Origin of the sequence: Phaeovulum veldkampii DSM 11550, from assembly GCF_003034995.1 — a bacterium.
In the GTDB taxonomy this organism is placed as follows: domain Bacteria; phylum Pseudomonadota; class Alphaproteobacteria; order Rhodobacterales; family Rhodobacteraceae; genus Phaeovulum; species Phaeovulum veldkampii.
Window position 1 is genome coordinate 30,560 of sequence record NZ_PZKF01000019.1, and the last position, 17,327, is coordinate 47,886.

The following is a 17,327-nucleotide window of genomic DNA, read 5'->3' on the forward strand; positions in this document are numbered from 1 at the left end:
TGCGGGGAATCGGCTGGACAATGCGGCAGACCATACGAAAGCGCGCCCGATGATTCCAGCGCGTCATGGCGTCCGCGACGAGTGGTGCGCTGTGGCCTCGGACGGGGTCAGCGCATCGTAGGGATCGGTCGGTGCCAGCATCAGCGCAGGCAGTCGCCGCAACAGCCGCCGTCGCCCGCGGGCCGAGTAAAACCCGCCCGCCACCTGTGAGGTGGCCAGCAGATAGGCGCGATAGGCGCGGTAGGCGGCGGCATCCGGGCGGGGGAGGGCGGCGAAGAATGCGGGCAGCGGCTGGTCCGAGACGAATTCGGGCTTGGCATAGACCGCGCGGCCAAAGGCGCGCACCGGCAACCCACGCCACAGCGCTTGCTGGGCGGCAGTGGAATTCACGGTCACGGCGCTGTCGGCCCGCGCCAGCAGCCCCGCCAGCTTTCCGCCGCGCACGAAATGCACCCGCCCCGCCAGCCCGTGGGCCTGTGCCCGCCGCGCGATGGTGCGGCGCAGCGGCGCGCGGCCATCTTCCAGCGGGTGGGCCTTGAACACCAGATGATGATCGGCGGGCGCGCCTTCGGCAAAGCCCGACAGGCAAAGCTCGATGAACTCGGCCATCGTGGCAAAGGGTGAATGTGCGCGAAAGCTGGCGTCATGTTCCAGTTGCATCAGCACCAGATGGAACCGAAAGCCGCCGCGGCGGATGCGCGCACTGGCCAGCCAGTGATGCACGGTGTGCAGTGGCATCAGCGCCAGCCGTCGCAGATACAGCCGAAATTCTTGCGCCACGATCAGGTCGCGATGCGGCCGGAACGCCGGATAGCCGCGGTTCAGCGCCAGCACAAAGAAATGGTAAAGCGCGCCGTAAAGGATGTGCTGGCGCATCTCGCCCCAATGGGCCGGGGCCTCGGGCGGGGTCTCGGCCGGGGTGGGCAGGGCGGCGCGCATCTGCGCCACGCCCATCGTCATCAGCCGCGAATGGCCGTTCGCCCCACCGCGTTCGTAGCTGATCCAATAGGGCCGCAGATAACCTTCCTCGAACACATGCACGATCACGCCCGCCGCCCGCGCCGCGGCGATTGCCTGGGCATGAAGCGGTCGGGTATCGCCATAGACAACCAGATCGGTCACGCCCCGCTCACGCAGGATTGCGCGGCAGGTCTCGGGCCAGTCTGCTGTGCTGCCGCGATAGCCGATGTAGTTGGCCGGATCGGGCCAGAACATGCGGTCGCCCTGATTGAAGCCGACGCGCCAGACCATTGCGCCCGTGGCGCGCAGAGCCTTGCCCAGTTGCCCGAAAAAGGGGCCATGCGGCCCTTGCAGCAACAAAAAGCACCGTTTGGCGGGATCGGTCATCATGGTCCTGTCTTGGCTGGCGTCGTTCTGGCGCCAAAGCGCGGGGCTGTCACGATCAATCTTGCGGCAGCGCTGCGAAGCAAACTTGCGGCAGCGCCGCTTTGCACTGCGGGCGGCCCCGCCGGGGTCTTGCGATGGGGGCGCGCGCGGGCTAGGCAGGGCGGGTAAAACTGGGGGCTTGGCATGTTTACCGGCATCATCACCGATCTGGGCGAGATTCTGGCGCTGGACCGCACGGGCGATCTGCGCGCGCGCATCGGTTGCACCTATGATCCGGCGGGCATCGACACCGGCGCCTCGATCGCCTGCGACGGTGTCTGCCTGACCGTGGTGGCCACCGGCAACGGCCCCCGGGGCTGGTTCGAGGTGCAGATTTCAGGCGAGACGGTCAGCAAGACCAATATTGGCGGCTGGGCCGAGGGCGCGCGCATCAATCTGGAACGCGCGCTGAGGGTGGGTGACGAACTGGGCGGGCATATAGTGTCGGGCCATGTCGATGGCGTGGCCGAAATCGTGGCGATGCGGGATGAGGGCGACAGCACCCGCTTTACCTTTCGTGCGCCGCGCGATCTGGCCGGGTTCATTGCGCCCAAGGGCTCGGTCGCGCTGAACGGCACCTCGCTGACGGTGAATGAGGTCGATGGCTGCGACTTCGGCGTCAACATCATCCCCCATACCAAAGCCGTGACCACCTGGGGCCAGGCGGCCGTGGGCGACAAGGTCAACCTGGAGATCGACACGCTCGCGCGCTATGTCGCGCGGCTTGCGGAGTGGAAAGCATGACGTTCGAAAGCCCCGGTCCTGTGGAAGAAAACTTCCGCGACGCAATCTCGGCCATCGAAGAGATCATCGAAGATGCGCGCAACGGGCGCATGTTCATTCTGGTGGACCATGAGGACCGCGAGAATGAAGGTGATCTGGTGATCCCCGCGCAGATGGCCACGCCCAATGCGATCAATTTCATGGCGACCCACGGGCGCGGGCTGATCTGCCTGTCGCTGCCGGGCGCGCGGATCGACGCACTGGGCCTGCCGCTGATGAGCGCCAAGAACGCCTCGCGTCATGAAACCGCCTTCACGCTGTCGATCGAAGCGCGCGAAGGTGTGACCACCGGCATTTCGGCGCATGACCGCGCGCGAACCATCGCCGTGGCGATCGACCCGACCAAGGGCGCGGCCGATATTGCCACGCCCGGCCACGTTTTTCCGCTGCGCGCGCGCGAGGGCGGGGTGCTGGTGCGCGCCGGCCATACCGAGGCGGCGGTCGATGTGGCGCGGCTGGCGGGGCTGAACCCCTCGGGCGTTATCTGCGAGATCATGAACGAAGACGGCACCATGGCGCGGCTGCCCGATCTGGTGGCGTTTTCGCAAAAGCACGGGCTGAAAATCGGCACGATTTCCGACCTGATCGCCTATCGCCGCCGCTATGACAATCTGGTCAACGAAACGGCGCAGCGCCCGGTGACTTCGGTGCATGGCGGGCAATGGGCGATGCGCGTCTTTACCGATGAAACCCAGGGCGCGGAACATATCGTTCTGACCAAGGGCGATATCTCTACGCCCGAGCCGGTGCTGGTGCGGATGCATTCGCTGGACCCGATGACCGATGTGCTGGGGCTGACACCCGATCACGCCGACGATCTTCCTTCGGCGATGCGGGCCATTGCCGAGGCGGGGCGGGGCGTGGTGGTGCTGCTGCGCGACACGCACATGAAACTGGCGCGGCCCGGCGAGGTGTCGCCGCAGACGCTGAAGCAATACGGGCTGGGGGCGCAGATTCTGTCGGCACTGGGTCTGTCGCAACTGATCCTTGTATCAAACTCGGCGGTGCCCAAGGTGGTGGGGCTTGAGGCCTATGGCCTGACCATCGCCGGCACCCGCCCGATCCCGAGGGGCTAACTGATGGCCGCGAACGAATCCCATTACACGCTGCCGCTGCCGGGCTTTGACAAGCCGGTGCGCCTGCTGATCGTCGTGGCGCCTTATTACAAGGACATCGCCGACAAACTGGTGGCGGGCGCGCGCGCGGTCGCCGCGCAGGCCGGTGCGGTGGCCGATCTGGTCGAGGTGCCTGGCGCGCTGGAAATTCCCACCGCGATCGCCATGGCGGCACGAATGGCCGATTATGACGGGTTCGTTGCGCTGGGCTGCGTGATCCGCGGCGAGACGACGCATTATGACACCGTCTGCAACGACAGTTCGCGCGCCATCGCACTGATGGGGCTGGAGGGGGTGTGCATCGGCAACGGCATCCTGACCGTTGAAAACCGCCCCCAGGCCGATGTGCGCGCCGATCCCGCAGGCCAGAACAAGGGCGGCGGTGCGGCGGCTGCGGCCTTGCATCTGGTGGCGCTTTCCCGCAAATGGGCGGGCCGCACCAAGGGCATCGGCTTTCGCCCCGCGGGCGAGGCGATCCGCATCGCGGCCACTGACAAGGACACGACCCAGGCATGACGACCGACACCCCCCGCAAGCGTTCGCTGGAAGAACGCCGCCAGATGAAATCCGCCGCCCGGCTGTATGCGGTGCAGGCGCTGTTTCAGATGGAGGCCGCAGGTCAGGGCGTGGACCGGGTGCGGGCCGAGTTTGAAACCCACCGATTTGGCGCCGTCTACGAGGGCGACGAAATGGCCGAGGGCGACCCCGACCTGTTCCGCCGCATCCTTGAGGATGCGGTGATGTGGCAAGCCCGAATCGACCAGGCGACTGACCGAGCGCTGGTGGCGAAATGGCCGATAGACCGGATCGACCCGGTGTTGCGCGCGCTGTTCCGCGCCGCGGGCGCCGAATTGCAGAACACCGCGACCCCGCCCAAGGTGGTGATCACCGAATATGTCGATGTGGCGCGCGCCTTTTTCCCCGAAGGCAAAGAGCCGAAATTCGTAAACGCCGTGCTGGATCACATGGCGCACGAGGTGCGCCCCGAGGCGTTCTGACCGCCTTGCGCGGTTTTGCAGAAACTTCTGGGAATTTTCTGGAACGGTTGTAAACTGATCGCATGCAACCGGAGTCCATCATGCCCGAGCTTGTTCGCCTGTATCTGCGCAATATCGCCTATGGCTTTCTGCTGGCGGTCGCTTTCGTCGCGCTGCTGTTGTGGTTCAACGTGGCCAACCTCTGGCATCTGGTGACCTCGACCGATGGTGGGGCGCTGGCCGTGGTGATGCTGGTTCTGGGCAATGCCATCGTGTTTTCGGGGGTACAGTTCGCCATTGCCGTGATGCGTATGGCTGACCCCGAGGGCGGGTCGGGCGGTGGGCGCAAGCGGCCCGAACCTGTGGTGCGCGCCGAACTGGTGCGTGTTCCGGTGCCCGCGCGCAGCCGGCGCTAAATAGGCAAGACCCAGAAATCCAAAGGAAAAGGCGGCGGGAACCGCAGCGACCGTGTCGGCGTGTTTTCCCGAGAGCCTGGTTACACCAGGTGGGCGCCAGATACCAAGGCCACGGCCCTGGCAGAGCCAGCTCCCTCGGAATTGCTTATCGGCCACTGGAAAAGTGCCGCACACGCGAGGAGCAGAAACCCGCCTGATCAACAGATAGGGCAGGGCGGGGCGTTCGGCAAGGCTTGCGCGATGTTCTTGATCCGTTCATGATGGCGCCATGTTCCGCCCTGTGCAGCCAGCCCCGATGCCCGGCCAGATTCTGGCTCGGGGTGTCTGCCGTGCGCTGGTCGGGCTGAATTTCGCCCCGCTGACCGAACAGGTGCCCGCGCCGGGGCTACGCTGTGATGTGATGGCGCTGGGGCCGAAGGGCGAGATCTGGATTGTCGAATGCAAATCCGGTCGGGCCGATTTTACCTCGGACCGCAAATGGCAGGGCTATCTGGACTGGTGTGACAGGTTCTTCTGGGCGGTGGACGCCGATTTCCCCACCGACCTGTTGCCCGCCGAAAGCGGGCTGATCCTGGCCGATGGCTATGGCGCCGAGATTTTGCGGATGGCCCCGGAAACCCGGCTGCTCCCCGCCCGCCGCCGCGCGCTGACGCAGGGCTTTGCCCGCGCCGCCGCGCTGCGGCTGACGGCGCTGCGCGACCCTGGCGCGGTTATTTCCGGGGGTTGGACTTAGGCGCTTCGGTCATCGCGCGGGCGGCTGCGGCCGCGGCCAGCAATTCCTCGGCGATTTCCTCGGCCTCTTCGGGGTCGAAGTCGAGCGGCAGTTCGACGCCCTCGGCCTCGATGTAAAGCCGCACCATCCCGAGCGTCGTCGGCCCGATCTGAAGATTGGCGGCGATGTCGCTTTCCTTGTCGATTCCCATCGGGGCCCCCTGCGGCAGAACTGTGCCTACCCCGCGGTTAGCCTGAAACCCCGCGCCCGGCAAGGGCTGCGCGAGGGCACGGCGCGCGTGACTAGGGTCTTGCAATCCGGCGGCTGTGCCGCTAAATCGCGCGCAGTGCAGCTTTAGCTCAGTTGGTTAGAGCACCAGATTGTGGATCTGGGGGTCCCCCGTTCGAGCCGGGGAAGCTGTACCACTCATCCCCCTGAAATGCTGCAGATGTAATTTGGCGCCAATTGGCCGGCGGCAGCCATTGGCCAATCGGTTTGCGCGGTTTTCGGCGCTGTCTGCCGTTGTCCGTGGCGCTATGGTCCGCACCCCCTGAACCATTAGGCTCAGGACTCGTTCTGGATTCTGGCCAGAACAAGACAATGGCGGCGAGGATGACGGCGAAGAAGAAAGTTTCCGGACCCCGGTCGCATCGGGTGGCCACGCGCCGCCAATCTTTGAGGCGCCCGAACATGATCTCGATGCGGTTGCGCGGTTTGTAGCGCCGCTTGTCGTATTTGACGGCCTTCTTGCGGGGCTTCCGGCCCGGGATCCAGACCTTTATCCCCTTGTCTTTCAACGCTTCTCTGAACCAATCGGCATCATAGCCCCGATCGGCCGCCCCTTCGCATCCGCAACGGCGTGCAGCTTGGTGTTCATGCCGCCTTTGGTTCGGCCTATCTGGCGTCCGCGCCCCCCTTTTTCACGCCCAGGCTTGACGCCGTGCGGTGTGCCCTGAGATAGGTCGCGTCGATCATGATTGTCTTGTGCCCGGCACTTTCGGCGGCCAGCCCCACCATGATCCGGGCGAAGACACCGTTTCGCTCCAGCGCTTCCAGTGGTTGTAGAGCCTTTCAGGGGCTTCACCGCCCGCCCTGGCGACAGGCACCGCCCGCCGTCTCTTTGTCGCTGAACCGATCGGGCCGGGGCGTTTTCACACCCCGGCCCTGTATGTTGGCCCCGTCCGCCCTCAGCGGCGGACGACCCGGTCCAGCAGCGGCGAGATCATCCGCACTGCGGTGCGGCGATTGCGCTGTTCGGCCGCCTGTGTGGGCACCAGCAATTCAGCCTCGCCATACCCCTGCACCACAAGGTTTTCCGGCGGCACCCCGAAATATTCGGTCAGCGCCAGCGCCAGCGATTCGGCCCGACGGTCAGACAGGGCAAGGTTTGATGACCCCGAGCCGACGGCATCGGTATGACCTTCGATCAGGAACATCTCGGCAGGGTTTTCGTCGATCAGGTCCGACATGAAGCGGCCAAGCTGTGACAGTTTTTGCGCCTCGCTCGGCCGGATCGCCGCCGAGCCGGTTTCAAAAGTGATGCTTTCCACGTCGATCGTCGGGGCAAGGGCGCGCACCTCGGGATAGTCGCGCACCTGACGCAGGCTGAACGACCGGCCAATCTCGCGCGCCTGCGCGGCGAACAGGGCGGCCCGCAGCTCCGCATCATCGGCCCCCGGCCGGATGAAGCGGGCCTCGGGGCGGGGTTTCGGCAAGGTGTTTATGTCGATCCGGTCCACCGACTCAAGATCGTCGATCAGCACCAGTTCGCGGTCTGCCGCATCCAGACGCGAGCGGCGCAGCACCCGGCCCGAGGCATCCCGGATCGTCACGATCCGGCTGCCATCAGCGCGCTGCACCACAGACCGGGTAGAGCCGTCGCGGAAGGTTTCGGTGCGCACGGTGCTGCCCGGCTGCCGGATCAGCGTATCATCATCCTTCAGCACCACATAGCGGCCATCGTCGCGCTGAACGACAACCCGGTCGCCGGTATTCGACACGACCTTGTCGCCATTGTTCAGGATCGCGCCGACAACAAGCCCGCCCAGCACGACCAGCCCGAACTTTTCAAGGTTCGTCAGCCCGTCATCCTTCTTGGCTTTGGTCCCGACGGCGGGCGCCAGTGCCGTGGCTTGGGGTTTTGCGAAATCCTCATCGCTGCTGCGGGTGTCGGCCTCGGTCACAGCGGTGACGGTTTGGGTCGCGCCCTCGGCCGGGGCCGCATCAACGGCGCCGCCGAAAAGTCCTGCTGCCGCAGCCGCGGCGGCAGGGGCCGCCCCGCCTTCGGCGGCTTCGGGCGCGGTCAGAATGTCGGACAGGGTCTGCACGGCTTCCTCCGAAGCCGGCTCGGCGGTGATGACAAGCGGCAGGCTTTCATCGCCCGCAACCGCCGTCTCGGTGGCGGCAGCGGCGTCTGTGGCGGGGGCCGGTTCCTGCGTGGGCTTTTCAGCCGGCGTTTGCACCGCGACTGCAGGCGGGGCTTCGGGCGCGGCCTGTGTTGCAGCCTCGGGGGCGGCGGCTTCAGTTTCTGCGGCCGCTTGCGCCTCTGCGGCAGTTGCGGCTTCGGCAGCGGCGGCTTCCGCCGCGGCGGCCTCTTCCAGCGCCTTCGTCGCCGCCGCGTCAACCTCTGCGGCAGCCGCCGCGTCGGCATCAGCCGCAGCAGCGGCGGCCTCTGCGGCGGCTTGTGCCTCCGCAGCAAGGGCGGCTTCTGCGGCTGCGGCGTCTTCCAGCGCTTTTGCCGCCGCCGCCTCGGCTTCGGCGGCTTCGGTTGCGGCAGCGGCGGCAGCGTCAGAGACCGTGGCGCCGATGGTATCGCACGGCGCGGCGGGGGCCACGACGCAGGTCATGCCCTCGGGGCAAGGCATGTCTGGCCCGGTCAGACACATGACCGTGCTGTCGCCCACCGTCACTTGGACCTGCGCCAGCACTTGAACCGGCGCGATCGTTGCCAGCGCAACCGATACAGCTGTGCTCGAAATCAGAAACCGCTTCATGTCTTGTCCTTTCAGAAGTTGCCGCAGCGGGTCAGCCGCATGCGGCCACGCCCCCTGTTGTCTGTTTCAGCAAAGCAATTTCCGGGATGATAAGCGATAACACGCGACAGGTTTTTCACAAAGGCGCAGCGAATACCGTCGAACCCGTGCAGGCCGACCGGGTCAGCGCCCCAAGCTGCCGCCTGCCAGTGCCCGATAGGCCAGGGGCGCCAGCAGGATCACGAACAAGATCCGCACCACATGATGCAGCGCCACAAAGGCGACATCGGCATGGATGGCAAGAGCAACCAGCCCCATTTCGGTCAGACCGCCCGGCGCAAGCGCAAGGATCGCCTGATCGACCCCTACACCTGCAACCGCGCGCATTGCCAGCCCCGCGCCGGAGGCCAGCATCAGCGTCAAGGCCGTGGCCGCAAGGCTCAGCCCCACGGCGCGCAACAAGACAGCGGCGCCGATGCCCTGAAACCGGCAGCCCAGTACGGTGCCCAAAATTACCTGCGCCGCAGTAACCAATAGCGGCGGCGGCGCGCTGTGGGTCAGCCCGGTCAGATGCAGCGCCGCCGAAAGCGCCATTGGGCCCAGAAAGGTGGGCGCCGGCAGATGCAACCGCTTGCCAAGCACGCTGCCCGCAACGGCACAGCCCAGCAAAACCGCCGCATCAACCCAGGACAACGCCAACTGCGGCGGGCCGCTGGCCGCCCCCACATCCTGCCCCTGAACGAAACGAAACCAGAATGCGATCAGGGCTATGGTGATCACGATCCGCAGGCTGTGGGCCAGGATGATCGGCGCCGGCTTGGCGCCGTTGGCTTCGCCGATCTCGATCATCTCGCTCAGTCCTCCGGGCATTCCGGCGAAATAGGCGGTGGTCCAGTCCATCCGCCCGAAACGGTGATAAAACGGCACCACGACCAGCGCCACCGCGACCACATAGGCCATCAACACCGCCACAGTGCCCAGCCAGACGCTGGCCTGCGTCGCCACCTCTGGCGTGAAACGGGCGCCCAGCAACACGCCGATCACCGCCACCACAACAGGCCGGAGACGGGCCGGGGCTGTCACCGGCGCACCGCCGACAGCCGCCGCCATGGTGGCAAACAGCGCCCCCAGCATCCACGGCAACGGCAGGTGCATCAAAAAGAACAAGATCCCGCCCGCAGTCCCTATACCTAGGGCGAGCGCTATGCGGGGCAGGTTTGGCACGTTTGAAATCCGGTAAAGGGTGGGCGTCAAGGTGGCGATACTGAGCGATCAACACGTCAATATCCAAGGCTCTCATGTCCAGCAAGGCCGCCTTCAGCGCGCCATGGCTCCTCCCACCAGGCGATTTGCTGCAAGGTCTCGGCCTGATGCGGCGCGAAGCGCCATTTCAGGGCCGCGACAATCCCCGCGCCGGTGCCCACCGTGGCTCCGGCCAAAATCTTTAGGCCATGGGCAATCGGGACATCATGCCCGATGGTCACCCAATGATCGCGCAGCCAGTCGAAAAACGAAGCGTCATCGGCAATCCGCTAGGCTCAGGCTCGATGCCGTGCGGTGTGCCTTGAGATAGGTCGCGTCGATCATGATCGTCTTGTGTCCGGCACTTTCGGCGGCCAGCCCCACCATGATCCGGGCGAAGACACCGTTGTCGCTCCAGCGCTTCCAACGGTTGTAAAGGGTCTTGGCTGGCCCATATTCCTTCGGCGCATCACACCACCGCAACCCATTGCGATTGATGAAGATTATGCCGCTCAGAACACGACGATCATCGACGCGGGGCTTGCCATGGCTCTTCGGAAAGAAAGGCTTGAGGCGCTCCATCTGGGCGTCCGTCAGCCAGTAAAGATTGCTCAACGATCAGGTCTCCTTGCGGAACCTGAATCACGCCAAACGCACCAAATCAATGGGTCTTGAGTCTAACGCTTTGATTTGTGGCTATTTTCGGCTGCTCTCAACTGTTCCCACAAATGCCGGCCCGTTTCCACCTTTGGCCCCATGTTTCTGTCGCGTTACAGGAGACCGGGAGATTTGCCACATTGTAGCAGGGTTTTGCGGGCAGATCTGATCGACTCTAACCTATTGAAACTATTGGCGGAAGGGGTGGGATTCGAACCCACGGATGCTTGCACATCGGCGGTTTTCAAGACCGCTGCAATCGACCACTCTGCCACCCTTCCACAATACTCCTGCACAAGTTTTCAAGACTAGAGCCTTAAACCACTCGGCCAAACTTCCATACCGTTCGGGCACTGTCACCTGCGATCAACTGCCGGGCGACTGTCACGACCCGACCAGCTTTTGCGAGCCTGCCCGCACCCTGCCGCAAACACAGCCCCGTTTGCCAGTTTAAACATTACCGGGCCGGGTTTGATTTTCGTTCATTCACGCTTGGGGGTGCTAGTCTGTCCGACAAGCGTCACAAGTATTGCCGATATAGCGGATCACGCGATTCTGAAAGAGTGGTTCGGGCTGAAAACCGCGCGGCCGCTTTGGCCGCACTTTCCTTGGCAGGGCGGAGCGGATACAGTCCGCTTGCAGCGTAGCAGGACGGCTCGGGCCATGCCGGGGCCGTGTCGCACACGAAAGAACGGGCCTTCGGCCAGGCCCGGAGCAGTCAGACGCGGCAGAAACCGCGCGAAGGGGGCAAGGATGTTTGGGCGACATATCGGACGCATCGTGCTGATCATGGGAACGGGATTGGTGCTGGCCGGCTGCGAGGCGGGAAAAAACCCCTTCGCCCGTGCCCCCTCAGACAGCGGCGAAGCCGCCGTTGCCGCCCCCGCGCGCAGCACCGAGCGCGATGTCGAGAAGCCCGATGTGTTTTCGGCCACAGATCAGGGCCTGTGGGATGGGCGGCCGTCGCTGGGCGGCGTCTGGGTGGCCCATGCGGATGTGAAAGACCCCGAGCGGGTGATGATCCGCAACGCCGCAACCGGGAAATCTGTGATTGGCGCGCTGTTTCGGCGCGAGCGGGACAATCCGGGGCCAAAGCTTCAGGTGTCGTCGGATGCGGCCGAGGCGCTGGGAATGCTGGCGGGCCAGCCCGTTTCGTTGAGTGTTGTTGCCCTGCGCCGCGAGGCGGTGCCCGAGCCTGTCGCCGCAGCAGCAGACCCCGCTGCCGAAACGCCCCCCGGTGCGCCCGAAACGATCACCGCCACGCCTTTGGCCGGTGCGGCAGCGCCTGACGCCAAAACCCCGGCCAAGGCGACCGCCCCCGCAGCGGCGGCTGCGGCACCGGTTGCGGCGGCAGCCGCGCCGAAGGGCGGCTCGGGCCGGGCCTTTGTGCAGATCGGGATTTTCAGCGTCGAGGCGAATGCCAAGCGCGCCGCCGATCAGATCCGGGCTGCCGGGCCGGCTGCCGAGGTCCGCAAAGAGGAAAGCCAGGGCAAGACCTTCTGGCGCGTTGTGGCTGGCCCCGCGGGCTCTGCTGCCGAGCGCGAGGCGCTGGTGAAAAAGATCAAGGGCCTGGGCTACGCCGATGCCTATGCCGTTTCCAACTGACCGTCAGGCCCGACTATGACCCTGCCTTCGCTTCGCCCGCTTCTTGCCCTTCTGCTGACCGCGCTTCTGGTGACGGCGCTGCCTGCGCGGGCGTTTGAAACCCGTGCCTCGGCGGCCTGGGTCTATGACGTGGGCACCGATACGGTGCTGCTGGAAAAGAACGCCGATGTGACGCTGCCACCCGCCTCGATGTCCAAGCTGATGACGCTGAACATGCTGTTCGAGGCGCTACGCGACGGGCGCGTGACGATGGACACGCAGTTTTCCGTCTCGACCCGCGCCAAGGAAATGGGCGGCTCGACGATGTTTCTCAACGAGATGGACCGGCCCACGGTTGATCAGTTGATCCACGGGATCATCGTCAATTCCGGCAATGATGCCTGTGTTGTGGTCGCCGAGGGGCTGGCCGGGTCGGAGGAGGCCTTTGCCCGGCTGATGACCGAGCGCGCCCGCGCGCTGGGGATGACGAATTCCATTTTTGCCAATGCCTCGGGTTGGCCCGATCCGGGGCACCGCATGTCGATGCATGATCTGGGTGTTCTGGCGCGTCGGCTGATCGTCGATTTCCCGGAATTCTACCCGATCTTTTCGGAAACCGAATACAACTTTGAAAATCGCGCACCTGCCAACAGCCTCAACCGTAACCCGCTGTTGCGGCTCGGTTCGGGCGACTGGAAGGCTGACGGGCTGAAGACCGGGCACACCTCCGAGGCGGGCTATGGGCTGGTCGGCTCGGCGGTGCAGGGGGGGCGGCGGGTGATCTTTGTCATCACCGGGCTGGATAGCGAGGCCACCCGCGCACAGGAGGCTGAGCAGATCGTGAATTGGGCCTTTCGCCAGTTCGTGGTGAAAACGCTGGCCAAGGCGGGCACGAAACTGGCCGAGGCGCCGGTCTGGCTGGGGGCCGCACCCTCTGTCGGGCTGGTGCCTGCCACGGATCTGCAACTGCTGCTGCCCGCGCTGGCCCATGACGGGGTAACCGCCGAGGCGGTGTTTTCCGGCCCCGTCACGGCGCCGATTGCCGCCGGGCAGGAACTGGGGCAACTGGTGGTGACAGTGCCGGGCATGGCCGAACATCGCGTGCCGCTGGTGGCCGAGGCGGCGGTTGCCGAGGCGGGCTTTGCCGATCGCGTCAAGACGGCCGGGCAGCGGCTGATTGCCCGCGCGCTGGTGGCAGCGGAGCGCTGAGCGCGGCATGTTCATCACCTTCGAGGGCATCGACGGATCGGGCAAATCCACCCAAAGCAGGATGCTGGCTGACAGCCTGCGCGCAGATGGCCGCGAGGTGGTGGCTACGCGCGAACCCGGCGGCAGCCCAGGCGCCGAGGAAATCCGCCGTCTGGTGCTGCAAGGCGACCCCGACCGCTGGTCGGCAGAAACCGAGATTTTGCTGTTCACCGCGGCCCGGCGCGACCATCTGGAACGCACCATCGCGCCCGCGCTGGCCGAAGGCCGGATTGTCGTGTGTGACCGCTTCGCGGATTCGACCCGTATCTATCAGGGCCTGACGCGGGGCGACCTGCGCGCGCTGGTGGACCGGCTGCACGCGCTGATGATCGGGCGCGAGCCGGACCTGACATTTCTGATCGACATCGACCCTGGCATAGGCCTTGCCCGCGCCCGCGCCCGCAAAGGCCATGAGGAACGGTTCGAAGATTTTGGCCTGCCGATGCAGGAACGGATGCGCGCGGGCTTTCTGGCGCTGGCGGCCGAGTTTCCGGCGCGCTTTCGGCTGATCGATGGCAACCGCGCACCCGAGACGGTGGCCGCGGAGGTGGCAGCCCTGACCCGCGCGGCGCTGGCATGAGCGAGGGCGGCCTGCCCGAACCCGACCGGGTCGATGGCGCCCCGCACCCGCGCGACACGCTGCGCCTGTTCGGTCAGCCGCGCGCCGAAGCGTCCGTGCTGGAGGCCTTTGCAACCCGCCGCCTGCATCACGGCTGGTTGCTGACCGGCCCCCGCGGCATTGGCAAGGCCACTCTGGCCTGGCGTATCGCGCGGTTTTTGCTGGCCACGCCGGACGACGACGGCGGGCTTTTCGCCGCGCCGCCGCCGCGCGATCTGGATATCGCGCTCGATCATCCGGTGGCCCGCCGCCTGTCAGCCCTGTCAGAGCCGCGGCTCTTTCTTTTGCGCCGCGGCCCGAACGACAAGGGCAGCGCGCTGTCTGCCGATATCCGGGTGGATGACGTGCGCAAGCTGAAATCGTTTTTGCATCTGTCCTCGGCAGATGGCGGGCGTCGTGTGGTCATCGTGGATGCCGCCGATGACATGAACACCGCCGCCGCCAACGCGCTGCTGAAGCTGCTGGAGGAACCGCCTGCGGGGGCCATTTTCCTGCTGGTCGCGCATCAGCCTGCCGGGCTTTTGCCCACGATCCGCTCGCGCTGCCGCGAATTGCGACTGGCCACGCTGGCGCCCGCCGACATGGCCGCGGCACTGGCGCAGGCCGGGGCCGAGGCGCCCGATCCGGTCGCGCTGGCGCAGCTGTCGGGCGGTTCGGTGGGCGAGGCGATCCGGCTGGCCAATCTTGACGGGCTGGACACCTATGCTCGGCTGGTCACTCTGCTGGCCAGCCTGCCGCGGCTGGATCGACCGCAGGCCCTGACACTGGCCGACAGCGTGGCGGGCAAGGCCGCCGAGGCGCGGTTTGATCTGATGCTGGGGCTGTTCGATCTGTTTCTGTCGCGGCTGGCGCGCAGCGGTGCCACTGGCCAGCCCCTGCCCGAGGCTGCGCCGGGCGAGGCCGCGCTGATGGCGCGGCTGGCCCCCGATGCCCCTGCGGCCCGACACTGGGCCGGGCTGCACCAAAGCCTTGGCGCGCGGGCGCGGCATGGCAGGGCTGTCAACCTTGACCCCGCCGCGCTGGTCATGGATATGGTTCTGCAGATCGCGGCGGCCGCCCCCGCCTGACAGCGAAGGACAGGCCATGACCACCCCCCCGCAGATCGTTGACAGCCACTGTCACCTTGATTTCCCCGATTTTGCCGGTGAACTGCCTGAGGTGATCGCCCGTGCCCACCGCGCCGGGGTGACGCGAATGGTCACGATCTGCACCAAGCTGCGGCTGGAACCGCAGGCCCGCGCCATTGCCGAGGCTTATGCAGGCGTCTTTTACGCCGCGGGCACCCATCCGATGAGCGCCGCCGACGAGCCGCTGGCCACAGTCGATCAACTGGTGGCGCTGGCGCAGCATCCGAAATTTGTGGGCATTGGCGAAACCGGGCTGGATTATCATTATACCGCCGACAGCGCCGAAGTGCAGCAGACCTCGCTGCGCATCCATATTGCGGCGGCGCGCGAAACCGGCCTGCCGCTGATCATCCACGCCCGCGCCGCCGATGACGACATGGCGCGGATATTGTCCGAGGAATACCGCGCAGGGGCCTATGGCTGTGTGATGCACTGCTTTTCCTCATCGCTCGCGCTGGCGCGCGCGGCGCTTGATCTTGGGTTTTATCTGTCGATGTCGGGCATTGCCGCCTTCCCCAAAAGCCAGGACATCCGCGATATCTTTGCCGCCGCGCCGCTGGACCGGGTTCTTCTGGAAACCGACGCGCCCTATCTGGCGCCGCCTCCGCATCGCGGGCGCCGCAACGAACCGGCCTTTACCGCCCATACTGCCGCAGTGGGGGCGCAGGTCTTTGGTCTGACGGTGGATGAATTCGCCGCCGCCACCAGCGCCAATTTCGACCGGCTGTTCACCAAGGCCGCAGGGGGCGCGGCATGAACCGGATGCGCTTTACCATTCTGGGCTGCGGGTCGTCGGGCGGGGTGCCGCGGATCGGCGGGCATTGGGGCGAGTGTGACCCCGGCAACCCCAGGAACCGCCGCCTGCGCTGTTCGATGCTGGTCGAGCGGATCACCGCGGCGGGCACCACCCGCGTGCTGATCGACACCTCGCCCGACCTGCGCGAACAGTTGCTGCGCGCGGGTGTGGGCACGCTGGATGCCGTGGTCTATACCCATTCGCACGCCGACCACATGCACGGGCTGGATGACCTGCGCCAGATCACCTTCAACATGCGTGCCCGGCTGCCGGTCTGGGCCGACACCCCCACGCAAGAGGCGCTGCTCAACCGCTTTGGCTATGCCTTTGTGCAGCCGCCCGACACCAACTATCCGCCGATCTGCGACCTGCACACGATCCGCGGGCCGTTCCAGATTGCGGGGGCGGGCGGCGTCATCGACTTTGTGCCGTTCGAGGTGGCGCATGGCAATATCGACGCGTTGGGCTTTCGTATCGGCGGGCTGGCCTATTTGCCCGATGTCTCGGCGATCCCCGAACCGGCATGGGCGCATCTGGGCGGGCTTGATTGCTGGGTGCTGGATGCGCTGCGCCGCACGCCGCACCCGACCCATGCCCATCTGGGGCTGGCGCTGGAATGGATCGCGCGCGCCCGCCCCGCCAGCGCGGTGCTGACCAATATGCATCTTGATCTGGACCATGACGCGGTCGCAGCCGAAACGCCCCCCCATGTGCACCCCGCCCATGACGGGATGGTGCTGGAGTTTCCTCTCTGAATGTCCACCCTGATCGAGGTGATCCTGCCGGTCTTTCTGGTGATCGGCTTTGGCTATCTGGCCGCCTGGCGCGGGCTGATGAGCGAGAGCGCCGTCGAAGGGGTGATGCGCTTTGCGCAGAACTTTGCGGTGCCGGTGCTGCTGTTCCGGTCGATTGCCAACCTTGACCTGAGCGCCAGCTACGACCTTGGCCTGATGGTGTCGTTTTACGCCGGCGCGTTCACGGCCTTCGGGTTGGGGCTGATCGGTGCTCGGATGCTGGGGCGGCCCGGCCCCGATTGTGTCGCCATCGGGTTTTGCTGTCTGTTCTCGAACTCGCTGCTGCTGGGGGTGCCGATCACCGAACGCGCCTATGGGGCGCAGGCGCTGGCGGGCAATTTCGCTATTATCTCGATTCACTCGCCGTTGCTTTACACCTTCGGCATCACTCTGATGGAGGCGGTGAAAAGCCATGGCTCGGATGCGGGTTTGGGCCGCGTGGCGCTGCGCGCGCTGAGCGGAATCGCGCGCACGCCGCTGGTGATCGGGATCATGGCGGGCTTTGCCGCCAACCTGAGCGGGCTGCCCCTGACCGGCGCGCCGGGCGCCGCGGTGGACATGATGGCCGCTGCCGCCCTGCCTGCGGCGCTGTTCGGGCTGGGCGGCGTGCTGCTGCGCTATCGACCGGAGGGCGACGGCCGCGCCATCGCCATGGTCACCGGCCTGTCGCTGATCGTGCACCCGGCGGTGGCCTATCTGCTGGGGCGCTGGGGCTTTGGGCTGGGCACCGACGCGATGCGCTCGGTGGTGGTGACGGCGGCGATGGCGCCGGGGGTGAATGCCTATCTTTTCGCCAACATGTATGGCGCGGCGCGGCGGGTGGCCGCCTCCAGCGTGCTGATCGCCACCGCGGGGTCGATCCTGACGGTGTGGTTCTGGCTGGCGGTGCTGCCTTAGGT

Annotated in this window: 18 protein-coding genes, 2 tRNA genes, 1 other RNA gene and 2 pseudogenes; 14 read left to right on the forward strand and 9 right to left on the reverse strand. The window is 66.0% G+C overall.

The genetic code is table 11. The annotated features are described in order from the left end of the window. Positions 1-63: 63 nt before the first annotated feature. Positions 64-1,350 carry a capsule biosynthesis protein gene (locus tag C5F46_RS09615; RefSeq protein WP_107325144.1) on the reverse strand — a complete coding sequence of 429 codons (1,287 nt, stop codon included), beginning with the start codon at positions 1,348-1,350 and terminating at the stop codon, positions 64-66. A 180-nt stretch (positions 1,351-1,530) separates the two neighbouring features. Here C5F46_RS09615 and C5F46_RS09620 point away from each other — a divergent pair, with 180 nt between their 5' ends. The 5 genes from C5F46_RS09620 to C5F46_RS09640 all read left to right on the forward strand — a co-directional run bounded on the left by C5F46_RS09620 (position 1,531) and on the right by C5F46_RS09640 (position 4,677). Next, a complete protein-coding gene (locus C5F46_RS09620; RefSeq protein WP_107325145.1) occupies positions 1,531-2,130 on the forward strand; it encodes a riboflavin synthase in 600 nt (199 codons plus the stop codon). Continuing rightward, positions 2,127-3,245, forward strand: coding sequence for a 3,4-dihydroxy-2-butanone-4-phosphate synthase (gene ribB, locus C5F46_RS09625; RefSeq protein ID WP_107325146.1), 1,119 nt, complete (start codon positions 2,127-2,129; stop codon positions 3,243-3,245). The genes C5F46_RS09620 and ribB overlap by 4 nt, the downstream gene beginning before the upstream one ends. 3 nt (positions 3,246-3,248) lie before the next feature. Continuing rightward, complete coding sequence (locus C5F46_RS09630; protein WP_107325147.1) at positions 3,249-3,800, forward strand: 6,7-dimethyl-8-ribityllumazine synthase; 552 nt, start codon at positions 3,249-3,251, stop codon at positions 3,798-3,800. Further along, a complete protein-coding gene (nusB, locus tag C5F46_RS09635; RefSeq protein WP_107325148.1) occupies positions 3,797-4,282 on the forward strand; it encodes a transcription antitermination factor NusB in 486 nt (161 codons plus the stop codon). Before C5F46_RS09630 ends, nusB begins: the two co-directional genes overlap by 4 nt. A gap of 80 nt (positions 4,283-4,362) precedes the next feature. Continuing rightward, entirely contained in the window at positions 4,363-4,677 is a 315-nt protein-coding gene (locus tag C5F46_RS09640; protein WP_107325170.1) for a hypothetical protein, read from the forward strand. A 34-nt stretch (positions 4,678-4,711) separates the two neighbouring features. On the opposite strand, the gene ssrS is transcribed toward C5F46_RS09640, so the two are convergent. Then, a non-coding RNA gene (gene ssrS / locus C5F46_RS17370) (6S RNA) lies at positions 4,712-4,868 on the reverse strand. A gap of 77 nt (positions 4,869-4,945) precedes the next feature. Between ssrS and C5F46_RS09645 the strand changes: the two genes are divergently transcribed. After that, positions 4,946-5,410, forward strand: coding sequence for an MmcB family DNA repair protein (locus C5F46_RS09645; RefSeq protein ID WP_107325149.1), 465 nt, complete (start codon positions 4,946-4,948; stop codon positions 5,408-5,410). Here C5F46_RS09645 and C5F46_RS09650 read toward each other — a convergent pair. Beyond that, the gene (locus C5F46_RS09650) at positions 5,388-5,600 is read right to left on the reverse strand and encodes a DUF6324 family protein (RefSeq protein WP_107325150.1); all 213 of its coding nucleotides are present in this window, start codon (positions 5,598-5,600) and stop codon (positions 5,388-5,390) included. The genes C5F46_RS09645 and C5F46_RS09650 overlap by 23 nt on opposite strands. Positions 5,601-5,737: 137 nt before the next feature. Between C5F46_RS09650 and C5F46_RS09655 the strand changes: the two genes are divergently transcribed. Next, positions 5,738-5,814 (forward strand) — tRNA-His (locus tag C5F46_RS09655). A gap of 162 nt (positions 5,815-5,976) precedes the next feature. Here the strand turns inward: C5F46_RS09655 and C5F46_RS09660 are convergent. The 6 genes and pseudogenes from C5F46_RS09660 to C5F46_RS09685 form a co-directional block, all read right to left on the reverse strand. Continuing rightward, positions 5,977-6,456: pseudogene (locus C5F46_RS09660) on the reverse strand (transposase); the annotation flags it as partial. Positions 6,457-6,576: 120 nt separating this feature from the next. Next, positions 6,577-8,382 carry an OmpA family protein gene (locus C5F46_RS09665; protein WP_107325151.1) on the reverse strand — a complete coding sequence of 602 codons (1,806 nt, stop codon included), beginning with the start codon at positions 8,380-8,382 and terminating at the stop codon, positions 6,577-6,579. 162 nt (positions 8,383-8,544) lie between these two features. Beyond that, positions 8,545-9,585 (reverse strand): AbrB family transcriptional regulator, encoded by a 1,041-nt coding sequence (locus tag C5F46_RS09670; protein ID WP_268935659.1) that lies wholly within the window; start codon positions 9,583-9,585, stop codon positions 8,545-8,547. 56 nt (positions 9,586-9,641) lie between these two features. Then, a complete protein-coding gene (locus tag C5F46_RS09675; protein ID WP_107325152.1) occupies positions 9,642-9,845 on the reverse strand; it encodes an LbetaH domain-containing protein in 204 nt (67 codons plus the stop codon). Positions 9,846-9,900: 55 nt separating this feature from the next. Further along, positions 9,901-10,218: pseudogene (locus C5F46_RS09680) on the reverse strand (transposase); the annotation flags it as partial. A gap of 235 nt (positions 10,219-10,453) precedes the next feature. Further along, a tRNA-Ser gene (locus C5F46_RS09685) sits at positions 10,454-10,541 on the reverse strand. A gap of 472 nt (positions 10,542-11,013) precedes the next feature. Here C5F46_RS09685 and C5F46_RS09690 point away from each other — a divergent pair. Genes C5F46_RS09690 through C5F46_RS09720 form a run of 7 tightly spaced genes read left to right on the forward strand, consistent with a single transcriptional unit; the run spans position 11,014 to position 17,325 of the window. Next, on the forward strand, positions 11,014-11,865 hold the full coding sequence (locus C5F46_RS09690; RefSeq protein WP_107325153.1) for an SPOR domain-containing protein: 852 nt from the start codon (positions 11,014-11,016) through the stop codon (positions 11,863-11,865). A 15-nt stretch (positions 11,866-11,880) separates the two neighbouring features. Next, on the forward strand, positions 11,881-13,053 hold the full coding sequence (locus C5F46_RS09695) for a D-alanyl-D-alanine carboxypeptidase family protein (protein ID WP_107325154.1): 1,173 nt from the start codon (positions 11,881-11,883) through the stop codon (positions 13,051-13,053). Positions 13,054-13,060: 7 nt separating this feature from the next. Continuing rightward, the gene (gene tmk, locus C5F46_RS09700; protein ID WP_107325155.1) at positions 13,061-13,672 is read left to right on the forward strand and encodes a dTMP kinase; all 612 of its coding nucleotides are present in this window, start codon (positions 13,061-13,063) and stop codon (positions 13,670-13,672) included. After that, positions 13,669-14,778, forward strand: coding sequence for a DNA polymerase III subunit delta' (locus C5F46_RS09705; protein ID WP_107325156.1), 1,110 nt, complete (start codon positions 13,669-13,671; stop codon positions 14,776-14,778). Before tmk ends, C5F46_RS09705 begins: the two co-directional genes overlap by 4 nt. A gap of 16 nt (positions 14,779-14,794) precedes the next feature. Further along, on the forward strand, positions 14,795-15,595 hold the full coding sequence (locus C5F46_RS09710) for a TatD family hydrolase (RefSeq protein WP_107325157.1): 801 nt from the start codon (positions 14,795-14,797) through the stop codon (positions 15,593-15,595). Further along, complete coding sequence (locus C5F46_RS09715; protein ID WP_107325158.1) at positions 15,592-16,389, forward strand: MBL fold metallo-hydrolase; 798 nt, start codon at positions 15,592-15,594, stop codon at positions 16,387-16,389. Before C5F46_RS09710 ends, C5F46_RS09715 begins: the two co-directional genes overlap by 4 nt. Next, positions 16,390-17,325 (forward strand): AEC family transporter, encoded by a 936-nt coding sequence (locus C5F46_RS09720; RefSeq protein WP_107325159.1) that lies wholly within the window; start codon positions 16,390-16,392, stop codon positions 17,323-17,325. Positions 17,326-17,327 lie beyond the last annotated feature (2 nt).